We start from the raw sequence: 12,362 nt of genomic DNA on the forward strand, positions 1-12,362 counted from the left end.
CTTTCTTTCGTCACATGAATGGCCGATAACGTGCCGCCGCCGATCGTCGCCGGGCGGCATGGAATAACCGGCCGCCGCCGTCCGTTTACATACCGAGTCCCGGCACGACCGCCCGGCGGGATAATGGTCGCGACGAAGCCGATCATCCCGTCCGGCGCCGCCGTGTCGCGATGCCATGTCAAAAGGAGAACGGGAATGAAACGGATGCTCTTCGCCGCTGCGCTGATGGCGGCGATCGTGCGGCCGGCGGCCGCGGAACCGCCACAGGTCGGCGACGGGAAACTGGTCGACGAAGATCACATGACGCTGTACGTGTTCGATCGCGACGCGCCCGGCAAGAGCGCGTGCGACAGCGCGTGCGCGTCCAACTGGCCGCCCGCGATCGCCGACGCGTACGACAAGGCGTCGGGTGCGTGGAGCCTCGTCACGCGCGGCGACGGCAAGAAGCAATGGGCGTACCACGGGCGCCCGCTGTATCGCTGGAAGATGGACCACAAGGCCGGCGATTCGGGCGGCGACGGGATCGGCGGCATGTGGCACGTTGCACGTCCGTGACCGCGCGGCGCCGCGCGAGGCATCGATGAGCTACGAATCGGACCTGCTGGTGTGGCTGCCGCATCTCACGCGCTATGCGCGTGCGCTGACGGGCGACCGGGCCTGGGCGGACGATCTCGTGCAGGACACGCTCGAACGTGCGCTGAACCGGCCGCCGCGCGACGGCGGCAACCTGCGTGCGTGGCTGCTGACGCTGCTGCGGCACCGCTTCATTGACCAGTTGCGTGCGCGGCACGAGATCGCGGTCGACGACGCGACGGCGCCGTGGCAGACGATGGCCGCGCCGCCCGGCGAGATCGGCGGGCTGGTGCTGCGCGACGTGCAGCGCGCGCTGTACCGGCTGCCCGTCGAACAGCGCGAGGTGCTGCTGCTGGTCGCGCTCGAGGAGTTGAGCTATCGCGACGCCGCGCAGGTGCTGGGCGTGCCGGTGGGAACGGTGATGTCGCGGCTCGCGCGGGCGCGCGGGCAGATGCGCGCACTGCTGTCGGACGAGCCGTCGGCGCACGGCACGACCGCGTTACGGGTAATCAGGAAGACATGATGGACGAACCGCGCAAGCCTTCGAAGGATCGGGACGACGATGCGTCGGCGCAACTGCTGTCCGCGTTGCTGGACGGCGAACTGTCCGGGCACGAGCAGCACGAGATGCTCGAGCGCCTGCAGTCCGATCCGGAGGAAGCCGAACGATTCGCGCATTACCGCGCACAGCGCGACGCGCTGCAGGCGCTGTTTCCGATGCCGGGTGCTGCACCCGCGCTGTTCGTGCAGCGCCGTGCGCCGCGCCGGCGCGCTTTCGCGTATGCGTTCGCGGGGCTGGCGGCCGGGCTGCTGATCGGCGTCGCGCTGCACGCGGGCTGGGCCGTGTTCGGCGGCGAACCGGCGTTCGCTGCGCGCGCGGATGTCGCGTATGCGGTGTACACAGCCGATCGCGAGCATCCGGTCGAGGTCGGCGCGGGCGATCCCTCGCACCTTGCCGCATGGCTGTCGGCACGCGTCGGGCGGCCCGTGCGTGCGCCGTCGCTCGACGAATACGGCTATGTGCTGCTGGGCGGCCGGTTGCTGCCCGGCGAAGCGGGGCCGGCTGCGCAGTTCATGTACCAGCGCGCGGACGGCGAGCGCGTGACGCTGTACATGACCGCGTACGACGCGCGGCACCTCGCGCCGCAGGCGATGTCGGCCGACGGTCGCTACACGTATTTCTGGTCGGATCGCGGCATGGGGTATGCGATGTCCGGCCGCGGCGACGAACGGCGCCTGCGCGAGCTCGCGATCGAAGCGTGCGGCGCGCTCGGCGGCTCGACCGATGCGTGGAAAGGATGACGCGCGCGGTGGCGGCAGGGAGCGTGCGATGAAGATGACGAAGATGTTCGTGCTGATGCCACTGCTGGCGGCGCTCGCCGTGGGTGCCCCGCTCGTGCGGGCGGATGGCGCCGCGCCGGTGCGCGTGCCGGTCGACGCCGACGGCGTGCAGCGGGTGACGATCGTCGGCGGTAGCTATTTCTTCCGCCCGAATCACGTGATCGTGCGCGCGCACGTGCCGGTCGAGCTGACCGTGTCGGCCGAGCCCGGCGTGGTGCCGCACAGTTTCGAGATCGACGCGCCGCAGGCCGGCATCGCCGTCCACACCGATCTCGGCACGACGCCGAAGACCTTTCGCTTCACGCCGGCGCAGCCGGGCCGGTTCGCCTACTATTGCACGCATCGGCTGCTGTTTTTCAGGAGCCATCGCGAGCGCGGGATGGAAGGCGTGCTCGACGTCGAGGCGGCGCCGTGATCGCCGCGTTGCTGGCCGCGAGCCTGATAGGAGCGAGCATGACAGCCGATCCCGTGACCGTCGCGCAGGCGCATTTCGACCACGTCCGCTCGTACCGCGCGACGATCCGCTCGTCGGCGCGGGGCGGCGAACACACCGAAATCCGCTACGCGTACCTGAAACCCGGCTTCGTCCGGATGGATTTCGTGTCGCCTCATCACGGCGCGGTCATTGCATACGATCCCGACGACGGCAAGGTGCGACTGCGCCCGTTCGGCGCGCATGCGCCGCCCGCGCTGACGCTGTCGCCGTCCAATCCGCTGGTGCGCGACCGCAGCGGCCACCGGGTCGACCGGTCGGACGTCGGCGAACTGTTGCGCAACGTTCATGCGCTGCAGCAGGGCGGGGCGACGGTGACCGAAGGCGAGGAGGCCGTCGGCGGCCGGACCGCGCTGCGCGTGTCGGTCACGGGCGCGCCCGCGCATGCGGTCGACGGCGTGCATCGCTACCGGCTGTGGCTGGACGCCGAGGACGGCTTTCCGCGGAAGGTCGTCAGCTTCGCGGACGACGGCGACGTGCCGCTCGAAACCGTGACGCTCGACGATATCGAGATCGACGTCGCGTTTCCCGAGCGCTTCTTCGCGCCCTGATCGGTGCGCTGATTCATGTCCCTGACGCGCATGCCGGAGGCTGCATGGCGGAATACCGGTTCTCGACGACCTGGCGTGTGGACGCCCCGCTCGCGGCGGTCTGGGACGCGATCTACCAGGTCGACCGCTGGCCCGACTGGTGGAAGGGCGCGGTACGCACCGTCGAGATCGAGCACGGCGACGCGCACGGCGTCGGCGCACTGCACCGATATACGTGGAAGGGCGCGCTGCCGTACCGGCTGACCTTCGACATGCGCGTGCAGCGCGTCGAGCCGCCGCATGCGCTTGAAGGCCGCGCGAGCGGCGCGATCGAAGGCGACGGATGCTGGTCGTTTACCGGCGACGGCGCATGCACCGTCGTGCGTTACGACTGGCACATCCGCACGCACGTGCGCTGGATGAACTGGCTGGAGCCGTTCGCGCGCCCGCTGTTCCGATGGAATCACGACGTCGTGATGCGCGAAGGCGCGAAGGGTCTCGCGCGGCTGCTGGGCGCGGCGGTCGAGACGGAGGGCCGGACCTTCCGGCCGCTGTCGGGTGCGGGCTGCGCCGATGCGTGACGACATGTGACGGCGCGTGACGCCGGGCCGCACCGCTCAGCGCGCGTACGCCATCACCGCACCGTCGACGACGAGCGCGACGCGTTCGCCGACGGCCGGACACCGGTGTCCCGGCACGCGTACGCGCACGAACACGTCGGCATCGGCATCGAGGCGCGTGAGCACGTCGGCGTCCTGGCCCGCGAACTGCGCGGCTTCGACGCGCGCCGTATGGCCGCGCGCCGCGTCGGCATGAACGACAGGCACGATGCCGATCTGCTCGGGGCGCAGCATCGCGTCGGCCGGCCCGTCGGGCAGCGGCGCGACGAGCGGCAGTTCGCCGAGCACACACGCGATGCGCCCGTCGCGCACGCGGCCCGCGAGCAGCACGGCCTGCCCGACGAACGACGCGACGTCGCGCGTGACGGGCTGCCGGTACAGCGTCTGCGGCGCGGCCGTCTGCACGAGCCGGCCTTGCCACATCACCGCCACTTCGTCGCCGAGCGTCATCGCCTCGGGTTGGTCGTGCGTGACGAGCACCGACGTCGCGCCCACCGCGGCGAGCGCATCCGCGACCGCGCTGCGCGTTTCGTGGCGCAGCGACGTGTCGAGCGCGGAGAACGGTTCGTCGAGGATCACGAGCGACGGCTCGGGCGCCAGCGCACGTGCGAGCGCAACGCGCTGCTGCTGTCCGCCGGACAATTGCTGCGGCGCGCGGTTCGCGTACGACGCGGGCAACCCGACCATCTCGAGCAGTTCGTCGACGCGATGATGGCGCCGCCGTGCCGCGCGCGGCAGCCCGAACGCGATGTTGTCGGCCACCGACAGGTGCGGAAACAGCGCGCCTTCCTGCGGCACATAACCGATCCGGCGCTGTTCGGGCGGCAGGTGCACGTCGGGCGCGGCCACGCGGCGCCCGTCGATCTCGACGGTGCCGCGCTCGGCGCGCTCGAAGCCGCACAGCACGCGCAGCAGCGTCGTCTTGCCGCTGCCGGACGGGCCGAGCAGCGCGAGGCGCGAGCCGCGCCGCACGGTGAGGTCGATGTCGTGCAGGACGGTATGCGATCCGAACGATTTGGACAGGCCGTGGATGCGTAGTTCGCTCATGAGCGGTTCCGGGGGAAAAGGGGGGCGCTCAGTGGCGTACCGACGCGCGGCCGAGCAGCAGGAACAGCAGTCCCGAAGCGCCCAGCGACAGCGCGACGAGCAGCGCCGCATAAGGCGCCGCAGCCGCGAACGCGAGCGTTGCGGTATCGCTCCACACCTGTGTCGCGAGCGTACGCGTACCGATCGGCGACAGCAGCAGCGTCGCGTTGAGTTCCGTCACGACCGAGATGAACACCATCGTCGCGGCCGCGCCGAGGCCGGGCGCCGCGAGCGGCAGCACCACGCGCGTGAGCGTCGCGTGCCAGCCGAGGCCGAGCGATCGTGCGGTTTCCTCGAGCCGGACCTGCACGTGCGACAGCGCCGCGCGCACGCTGACCACCGCGAGCGGCAGGAACAGGATCGCGTACGCGCCGACGAGCGCCGGCGCGCTCTGGTAGAGCGGCTGCAGCAGCCGTACCGTGATCGACACGATCGCGAGCGCGACGACGATGCCCGGCACGCCCTGCACGGTCATCGCCGTGCGTTCGAGCAACGTCGCGACGCGGCCCGGATAACGAACCAGCAGGAAGGCGAGCGGCAGCGCGAGCAGCGTCGTGACGACCGCGGCCGCGAGGCCGTAGCCGGTCGACGCGAGCGCGGCCTGCCACAGCAGTTCGGGCGATACGTCGGCCGGCGTGACGGCGGCCGCGCCCTGTTGCGTGAGCCAGTAGCCGATCATCGCGAGCGGCACGCCGAGCGTCGCGGCCGCGAGCGCGGCGAATGCCGCTGCGGCGATGGCGCGCCAGCGTCCGAGCGGATAGCGCATCGCGACGCGGCGTGCCGCGCGATGCGTATGGCCGTAGCGCGCATGGCCGCGCGCACGCGCCTCGATCGCGAGGCACAAAAGGCACAGCGCGATCAGCACGCAGCCGAGCAGCGATGCGCCGCCGCCGTCGAACGCGGTGCGGTATTCCGCATAGATTTCGGTCGTGAACGTGCGAAAGCGCAGCAACTGGAACGCGCCGAATTCGGACAGCACGCCGAGCGCGACGAGCAGCATCCCGCCGCACAGCGCGGGGCGCAACTGCGGCAGCACGACGCGAAAGAAGGTATGCCACGGCGAGCAGCCGAGCGTGCGCGCGCTTTCTTCGAGCGCGGGGTCGAGCTCGCGCAGCGCGGCGGCCACCGGCAGGTAGACGAGCGGGAAGTACGCGGATGTCAGCACGATCAGCGCGCCGAGGAAGTCCTGCAGGTCGAGGCTCAGCGACACCCACGCATAGCTCGTGATGAACGGCGGCACCGCAAGTGGCGCGGCGGCGAGCGCGGTCCACAGCGGCCGCGCCGGCAGGTCGGTGCGCTCGATGAACCACGCGACCGCCGTGCCGAGCAGCGTGCACGCGAGCGTCGCGGCGAGCGTGATCGACAGCGTGTTGACGAGCAGTTCGCCGACGAGCGGGCGCCACAGCAGCTCGATCGCGTCGTCGACGCCGAAGGTCGCCGCGCGATACAGCGTGAAGCCGAGCGGCAGCAGGATCGCGAGCGGCCCGCATGCGGCCGCGGCGACGAGCGCGCGCGACGGGCGCCGCCGCGTCGCGGTGCGCTCGCCGTCGCGTACGGTGCGTGCCGTGCGGGACACGGCGTCGCTCATGCTCAGAGCAGGCCGGCCTGGCGCAGCAGCTTGCCGGCCTGGCTGTCGTCGCCGAGCTGTTCGAAGGTCAGCGCCGGCGGGCTCAGTTCGTTGAACGGCTTCAGGATCGGGTCGGGTGCGACGCCCGGGTGCAGCGGATACTCGAAGCTGATGTGGCCGCCCGCCATCAGCTTCTGCGCGCGCTCGCTGACGAGATACTCGACGAACTTCTGCGCGTCGGCCTGGCGCTTCGACGCCTTCAGCACCGCGGCGCCCGACACGTTGACGGCCGCGCCGACGTCGTGGTTGCCGAAGTGATGGATCGCGCTCCTGGTCGCCTTGTCGCCGAGCTCGGCGTGCAGGCGGTCCCAGTAGTAGTTGTTGACGATGCCGGTCAGCACGCCGCCGCGGTTGACGGCCGCCGTCACGCCTTCGTCGTCGTCGAAGATCTGCGCGTTGGTCTTCAGGCCCTTCAGCCATTGCAGCGTCGCGGCCTCGCCGTGCAGCGCGAGCACCGCGCTCACGAGCGGCAGGAAGTCCGCATCGCTCGGCGCGACGCCGACCTTGCCTTTCCATTCGGGCTTCGCGAGATCGAGCAGCGATGCGGGCAGTTGCTGCGGCTGGAGCTTCGCGGTGTTGTAGACGAGCACGTTCTCGCGCGCGAGCACGCCGACCCAGTTGCCGTCGGTCGGGTTGAAGCGCGCGGGCACCGCCTGCAGCGCGGCGCCGTCGGTCTTCGCGAGCAGGCCCTTGCGGTCGAGCAGCACGAGCTCGGGCGAGTTCTCGGTGAAGTACACGTCGGCCGGCGTGCGGTCGCCTTCCGCGACGAGCTGCGCGGCGAGCGCCGGGCCTTCGCCCGAGCGCACCTTCACGGTGATGCCGCTCTGCGCTTCGAAGTCCTTCACGAGCTGGTTGACGACCTGCTCGTGCTGCGCGTTGTACAGCGTGAGCGTCGCGGCATGCGCGCGCGTGACGTGCAGCGCGCCGGTCAGCATGAGCGCGGCGGCGGCCGCGGAGATCAGGTGCCGCAGCGGGCGGCTAACGGGTGAGGTGTTCATGTCGTCGTCGTGGGTTGCGTCCGGACGGGCCGGAAAATGGGTGCGTTGCGTGTCGATGCGTCGTTACGTCATTACGCTTCGAACAGCGCGGCGCCGATGTACGAACCGGGTTGCGCGCCCGGCGGGCACGCGAAGATCGCGCTGCCGACGTGCGTGGTGAACTGGTTCATGATGTCCAGCTTCGCGAGCTTCTCGTTGATCGGGATGAAGCCCTTGCGCGGGTCGCGCTGGTGCGCGACGAACATCAGCCCCGCGTCGTACTCGGTCTGCTGACGCCACGGCGGCCAGCGCTCGATGTAGAAGTTCGCGCTGTCGTTGTACGAATACGCGCGGCGCAGGATCTGCGCGCCGTTGTTGACCTGCGGCGATGCGAGACGCGCGTGCGCGTTGTCGGGGATCACCGAATTGCCGTCCTTGTCGACCGCGTCGAGGTCGAGCGCTTCGAACTCCTGCTTGCCGCCGAGCGGCGCGCCGCTGTACTTCTTGCGGCCGAACACCTGCTCCTGGAAACCGAGCTCGGTGTTGTCCCAGTGTTCGAGCGTGATGCGGATGCGACGCACGACCGTATAGGTGCCGCCGTTCATCCACGCCGGGCCTTCGCTGCCGGCCCACACGAATTCGTTCATCGCGGCCGGGTCGTCACGCGACGGGTTCATCGTGCCGTCCTTGAAGCCCATCAGGTTGCGCGGCGTCTCGCCCGGCTTGCCGGACGTGAAGCCGGCCTGGCCCCAGCGCATCTGCACGGCCTTGCCGCCGAGACGCACGAGCTGGCGCACCGCATGGAACGCGACCTGCGCGTCGTTCGCGCACGCCTGGATGAACAGGTCGCCGCCCGTCTTCTCCGGAATCAGCTGGTCGCCGTTGAAGCGCGGCAGGTCGACTAGCGCGGCCGGGCGCCGCTTTGCGAGGCCGTAGCGGTCCTTGCCCGCGACCGCGAACAGGCCGGGCCCGAAGCCGAACGTGATCGTCAGCCGCGACGCACCGATGCCAAGCGCGTCGCCCGAGTCGGCCGGCACCGCGTCGTCGCCGCCGGTCGCCGGCAGCGGCTGCGCGGTATCGCCGCGCGTCAGGCGCGCTGCCGCGTCGGTCCATGTCTTCAGCAGCGCGATCACGTCCGCGCGTTTGTCGGTCGCGAGGTCGAGCGCCGCGAAATACGCGTTGCGCTGCTGCGGCGTCACGATGCCGCTTTGGTGCTTGCCGTAGAACGGCTCGAGGTCGTCGTCGTGCGCGTGCGCGTCCGCGGCGGCCGGGCTGGCGGCATCGGCCGCGCGCGCGGCCGGCATCGTGCCCGCCGCGAGGCCCACGGCCACCGCCGCGCCGCCGGCCTTCAGGAAGCCGCGGCGCGCGGGGCGCGACGGCGGGTTCAGATCGTCTGCCATGGTCGGCTCCGTTACTTCGCGAGCATCAGCGTGTTGACGTCGTCCTGGACGTAATAGAAACCGTCACCCTCGGGCGTCATCGCGATCCCGAACAGGTCGCCGTTGCCCGGCGGCGATTGCGCCTTGTCGGTGTCGATCCAGCGTGCATAGAGCTGCTTGCCCGCGGCCGGATCGATCTCGACGACCTGGCCGTTCAGCGCGTTGGTCGCGAGCAGGTGGCCGTTCGGCGCGGTCGCGAGCGCGAGCGGGCGGCGCAGGAAGCCGTCGGCCGTGACCTGGCGGCCTACGCCCGCGCTCGTGTCGCGCGTGAGCGGATCGTCGATCTCGACGATCCGGTTGCCGATCGCGTCCGACACGTACAGCTTCTTCTGGTTGCCCGACAGCGCGAGGCCGGTCGGGCCGACGAGGAACACGCCCTTGTCGGCCTGCGCGCCGAGGCCGCTTGCGACGACCGTTTCATGCTTGATGACGGGCGGCTTGCCGGCCGGCACGTCGACGTCGACGCGCAGCACGGTCGCCTGCTTGTAGACGGGCGGGTTGCCGTCCGCGCCGCCGACGCCGAAGCCGGCCATGCTGACGAACAGCGTCGCGCTGTCGCCGCGGTCGACCACGGCCATGTTGCCCCACGGGTCGTTGATGTTCGGGCTCGACCACGTCGATGCGATCTTGCCTTGCGGATCGAGCACGATCAGGCAGCCGGCGCCCTTCGTCGACGTCGTGCCGTCGTTGCTCGGCGTGCTGCCGACGATCACCCAGCCCGACTTCAGCATCGTCATCGCGGTCGACAGGCCGACGCCGCCGGGGCACGCCTTCAGGTCGCGCGGAATCGATGCGAACAGGCTCATCTGCTTCGTCGACGGGCGGTAGTTGACGATCGTGCTGCCGGTGCCCTGCAGGTTCGCCGCGTTGTTGAAGTTGTCGACGAGCACGTCGCCGGCCTGGATCGTGCCGGCCGACACCGGCGCGACCGCGATCGCGTACGGGTTCTGGTCGCCGTTGTCGGGCACCGTGTTGACGAGCAGCGTATGGCGATGCAGCGTCTCGAGGAAGCCTTGCGGCTCGGCGAACGCGCCGGCGGCGGCCGTCAGCGCGGCGGCGGCCAGTGCGCCCGTCGCGAGGCGGCGAAGCGGGGCGGATTGAATCATCTGGGTCTCTCCTGGGGGACGCGCCGCCGCAGCGGTGCGCGAAAAACGGGTAGCGTGGGCGCGGCGCTCAGAACGTGATCGTCGTGCGCGCACCGAGCACGAACGTGTTGCGCAGCGGCTGGGTCGCGTCGCTCGGGTTCTGGCCCGCGCCGGCGTTGAACGTGTATTGCGCGTCGGCCGCGATCACCCACCACGGGTTGACCTGGTACTGGTAGGTCGCCTCGACGGTCGTCTCGCGGGTGCGCACGCCGTACGGGCCGGTCGCGAACGACCGCGCGGCCCGGTCGAGGTCGGTCACGTGGCTGCCGACCTGGATGTAGGTGACGGCGAGGCCGACGCTGTCGTTGTCGCGGCCTTCGAACGGCGCCTTCAGCACGATGCCGGCATTGGCAGCGAGGCTGACGAGGTTGCGGTCGCCCGGCGCGCCCATCACGCGCGCGAACACGCCGAGGCTCCTCGGGCCGGTCGGGTCCGGACGCCAGATCATCTGGTCGGCCACCGCATAGAAGCTGTAGTCGCCGTGGTGCTGCCGCGCGCTGCCGTTCGACGCGGGATCCGAGAGCGACAGCCCGTCGGTGCCGGTGTTCTGGTCCGCGAAGCGGCCGTTGTGATACCAGACGCCGATCTTGTAGGTGCCCGGCAGCCCGTTCGAGCGGCCGGTATCCATTTCGCCGTCGGACGGCTGGTTCAGCGCGTACTGCAGCTCGCCGATGTAGAGCGTGCCGTTGTGCAGGTTGAAGTTCGTGCCGCTCAGGTTGTTCGGGTTGTTGCCGAGCGGATCCCCGTCGAACACGCCCGCGAGCGCGGTGAGCTTCGGCGTGATCTGCGCACGCACGCGCACGCCGAGGCCCGCGAGCGGATACGCGGGGCCGCCGTTCGGCAAATCGTACGACGGCAGCGCGGGCCAGCCGAACATCGTGTTGACGAACGTGTTCGCATACGTGCTGACCATGAATTCCTGGTCCAGGCTCTGCTGACCGATCTTCACGTCGACGCGCTTGTCGAGGAACGATTGCTGGTACCACAGCTCCCAGAGCCGCGTCGTGCCCTGCGCCTCGATGCCGCTCGCGGTGTTGAGCGTGCCGAGATTCCGCGTGCTCAGGTTGGTGCCGTGGATCTGCAGCGCGCTGACGTTGAACGTGCCGCCGGGCAGGCCGATCGCCTTTTGCGTATCGACCGTCAGCGTCGCCGTCGTCAGCCCGTCGTACGCGCCGCCGCGGTTCAGGCCGCCTCGCAGGTTCGCGAGGTATTCGCTGGTTTCGGTGATCTGCAGCGTCGCGCCGTACTTGCCGAGCCACGGGCGGATGCCGCCCATGTCGCCGAGCAGGCTCTGGCGCGTCCAGATGCCGGTCCACATGTTGGTCGGCTTCGCCTGGATCGCGAGGTCGGCCTCGGGCGCTTCGGGCTGCGCGTCGACCGGCGTGGCGGCGAACGTGGCGCCGCTCGCGAACGATGCGCACGCGAGGACGGCCGCACAGGCGGCGGGGCGCATCCGGGCGCGGATGCGGTCTCCGTGGAACGACACGAACTTCATATCAAACCCCTGGTTTTCTTTAATCTGGAGTCCTGCTTTTAAGGCGCTATCCGAACGCTCGGCGCCGATTGGCCAGGGCACGAAGATGAACGCAACGCGGCGCATCGTAGGAGTGTCGAATGGGAAAGTCAATGTAAACGAGAATGATTCGCATCTAGATTACTGAATGTAATCCGAGTTCTTACGGACAGGGTGCATCGTGTGTTTAGCGCAGAGGTAAACCGTAAGGATGGTCGTAATGAAAATGAATGCTGTCGTGCAACCGGGGGTTCCGCGGTGGGCGACGCAGGAACCGTCCGACGTGCGCCAGGTGGCGCGTTCCATCGGACGCAATCGGCATTGCTACCCGATTCATTATGCGATGTCGCCGGCCGAAAGAACTCCGTGCTTTCCGTGTATCCGGACGGGGCGGGCGACGTTCGCGAGCGACGCGCGCCTGCCGGCCAGACTGGCGGGCGTTTCTCAGGGTTTGCGTTGAAAGGTTTTTTGTCGTTTTCGTGCAGGGCTCCGACGACGGTTGTCGAGGCTCGTTCAAATTCGGACGGATCCCGTTGCTGAGACGAGGCTGCCAGGCGAGGCGCGCTTCCATCGTTGAGCCGGAGGTTCGTTTAAATTTGAACGGGCGGTTCTCGCAGGCCGGTGACAATGATTGCCGAAGGCCGCAAATGATCCCTCTTTCTGAATGTGACAATCGTTCAAATGTCGCCGTGTGCGGACGCGTACCATCGTCAATGCTCTGTCACCGGAGCACTTCCCCTCGGATTTGGCGCCAAGCTCACGCTTGGCTCTTTTTCTCATCGTGGGGGGCAGGGGGCGGGATTCCCTTGGACGGTGTTCGGCCACGACCGATCTCTGGATATTGTTTATTCGGTAATGAATAGAGGTCTGTTTGCATCTTCAACCTGACACGTCGACGTTGGAAGGAGTCCCCTGGAAATAGGCGGTTTCTGACGCGCGCCCATGCACCGCTGGAAAATCGGTATTGAGGCGATAGTGGATATCCATCATCCATATCCCGATTCCGGACTGCGCTGCG

At 69.2% G+C, this 12,362-nt stretch carries 12 protein-coding genes; 6 read left to right on the forward strand and 6 right to left on the reverse strand.

The genetic code is table 11. The features are described 5' to 3' along the window. Positions 1–195: 195 nt before the first annotated feature. The 6 genes from R9B84_RS04195 to R9B84_RS04220 are packed head-to-tail and all read left to right on the forward strand — an operon-like array spanning position 196 to position 3,518. The gene (locus R9B84_RS04195) at positions 196–555 is read left to right on the forward strand and encodes a hypothetical protein (RefSeq protein WP_423759326.1); all 360 of its coding nucleotides are present in this window, start codon (positions 196–198) and stop codon (positions 553–555) included. Positions 556–580: 25 nt separating this feature from the next. Beyond that, the gene (locus R9B84_RS04200; protein ID WP_423759327.1) at positions 581–1,096 is read left to right on the forward strand and encodes a sigma-70 family RNA polymerase sigma factor; all 516 of its coding nucleotides are present in this window, start codon (positions 581–583) and stop codon (positions 1,094–1,096) included. Beyond that, positions 1,093–1,875, forward strand: a complete 783-nt coding sequence (locus tag R9B84_RS04205) for an anti-sigma factor family protein (protein ID WP_423759328.1) — start codon at positions 1,093–1,095, stop codon at positions 1,873–1,875. The genes R9B84_RS04200 and R9B84_RS04205 overlap by 4 nt, the downstream gene beginning before the upstream one ends. 34 nt (positions 1,876–1,909) lie before the next feature. Next, positions 1,910–2,329 carry a quinol oxidase gene (locus R9B84_RS04210; protein ID WP_423759958.1) on the forward strand — a complete coding sequence of 140 codons (420 nt, stop codon included), beginning with the start codon at positions 1,910–1,912 and terminating at the stop codon, positions 2,327–2,329. Beyond that, positions 2,326–2,958 carry a LolA family protein gene (locus R9B84_RS04215; RefSeq protein ID WP_096472603.1) on the forward strand — a complete coding sequence of 211 codons (633 nt, stop codon included), beginning with the start codon at positions 2,326–2,328 and terminating at the stop codon, positions 2,956–2,958. Before R9B84_RS04210 ends, R9B84_RS04215 begins: the two co-directional genes overlap by 4 nt. A gap of 44 nt (positions 2,959–3,002) precedes the next feature. Continuing rightward, the gene (locus R9B84_RS04220) at positions 3,003–3,518 is read left to right on the forward strand and encodes an SRPBCC family protein (RefSeq protein WP_423759329.1); all 516 of its coding nucleotides are present in this window, start codon (positions 3,003–3,005) and stop codon (positions 3,516–3,518) included. Between the two features lie 36 nt (positions 3,519–3,554). On the opposite strand, the gene R9B84_RS04225 is transcribed toward R9B84_RS04220, so the two are convergent. The 6 genes from R9B84_RS04225 to R9B84_RS04250 all read right to left on the reverse strand — a co-directional run bounded on the left by R9B84_RS04225 (position 3,555) and on the right by R9B84_RS04250 (position 11,326). Then, positions 3,555–4,604, reverse strand: a complete 1,050-nt coding sequence (locus tag R9B84_RS04225; RefSeq protein WP_423759330.1) for an ABC transporter ATP-binding protein — start codon at positions 4,602–4,604, stop codon at positions 3,555–3,557. A gap of 28 nt (positions 4,605–4,632) precedes the next feature. Continuing rightward, complete coding sequence (locus R9B84_RS04230; protein ID WP_423759331.1) at positions 4,633–6,231, reverse strand: ABC transporter permease; 1,599 nt, start codon at positions 6,229–6,231, stop codon at positions 4,633–4,635. A gap of 2 nt (positions 6,232–6,233) precedes the next feature. Beyond that, entirely contained in the window at positions 6,234–7,268 is a 1,035-nt protein-coding gene (locus R9B84_RS04235) for an iron ABC transporter substrate-binding protein (protein WP_423759332.1), read from the reverse strand. 71 nt (positions 7,269–7,339) lie between these two features. Then, positions 7,340–8,647: an iron uptake transporter deferrochelatase/peroxidase subunit gene (efeB, locus tag R9B84_RS04240; protein WP_423759333.1), complete on the reverse strand. Its 1,308-nt coding sequence runs from the start codon at positions 8,645–8,647 to the stop codon at positions 7,340–7,342. Positions 8,648–8,658: 11 nt separating this feature from the next. Next, complete coding sequence (locus tag R9B84_RS04245) at positions 8,659–9,792, reverse strand: hypothetical protein (protein ID WP_423759334.1); 1,134 nt, start codon at positions 9,790–9,792, stop codon at positions 8,659–8,661. 67 nt (positions 9,793–9,859) lie between these two features. Then, positions 9,860–11,326, reverse strand: coding sequence for a carbohydrate porin (locus tag R9B84_RS04250; RefSeq protein WP_423759335.1), 1,467 nt, complete (start codon positions 11,324–11,326; stop codon positions 9,860–9,862). Positions 11,327–12,362 lie beyond the last annotated feature (1,036 nt).

The sequence above is a fragment of the Burkholderia sp. NLJ2 genome (assembly GCF_049487195.1).
Taxonomy (GTDB): Bacteria; Pseudomonadota; Gammaproteobacteria; order Burkholderiales; family Burkholderiaceae; genus Burkholderia; species Burkholderia pyrrocinia.

What these genes read in the sequence shown, in the direction of transcription:
- R9B84_RS04195 (WP_423759326.1), top strand. Translation starts at nt 196, where the DNA reads ATGAAACGGATGCTCTTCGCCGCTGCGCTGATGGCGGCGATCGTGCGG.
- R9B84_RS04200 (WP_423759327.1), top strand. Translation starts at nt 581, where the DNA reads ATGAGCTACGAATCGGACCTGCTGGTGTGGCTGCCGCATCTCACGCGC.
- R9B84_RS04205 (WP_423759328.1), top strand. Translation starts at nt 1,093, where the DNA reads ATGATGGACGAACCGCGCAAGCCTTCGAAGGATCGGGACGACGATGCG.
- R9B84_RS04210 (WP_423759958.1), top strand. Translation starts at nt 1,910, where the DNA reads ATGACGAAGATGTTCGTGCTGATGCCACTGCTGGCGGCGCTCGCCGTG.
- R9B84_RS04220 (WP_423759329.1), top strand. Translation starts at nt 3,003, where the DNA reads ATGGCGGAATACCGGTTCTCGACGACCTGGCGTGTGGACGCCCCGCTC.
- R9B84_RS04225 (WP_423759330.1), bottom strand. Translation starts at nt 4,604, where the DNA reads ATGAGCGAACTACGCATCCACGGCCTGTCCAAATCGTTCGGATCGCAT.
- R9B84_RS04230 (WP_423759331.1), bottom strand. Translation starts at nt 6,231, where the DNA reads ATGAGCGACGCCGTGTCCCGCACGGCACGCACCGTACGCGACGGCGAG.
- R9B84_RS04235 (WP_423759332.1), bottom strand. Translation starts at nt 7,268, where the DNA reads ATGAACACCTCACCCGTTAGCCGCCCGCTGCGGCACCTGATCTCCGCG.
- efeB (WP_423759333.1), bottom strand. Translation starts at nt 8,647, where the DNA reads ATGGCAGACGATCTGAACCCGCCGTCGCGCCCCGCGCGCCGCGGCTTC.
- R9B84_RS04245 (WP_423759334.1), bottom strand. Translation starts at nt 9,792, where the DNA reads ATGATTCAATCCGCCCCGCTTCGCCGCCTCGCGACGGGCGCACTGGCC.
- R9B84_RS04250 (WP_423759335.1), bottom strand. Translation starts at nt 11,326, where the DNA reads ATGAAGTTCGTGTCGTTCCACGGAGACCGCATCCGCGCCCGGATGCGC.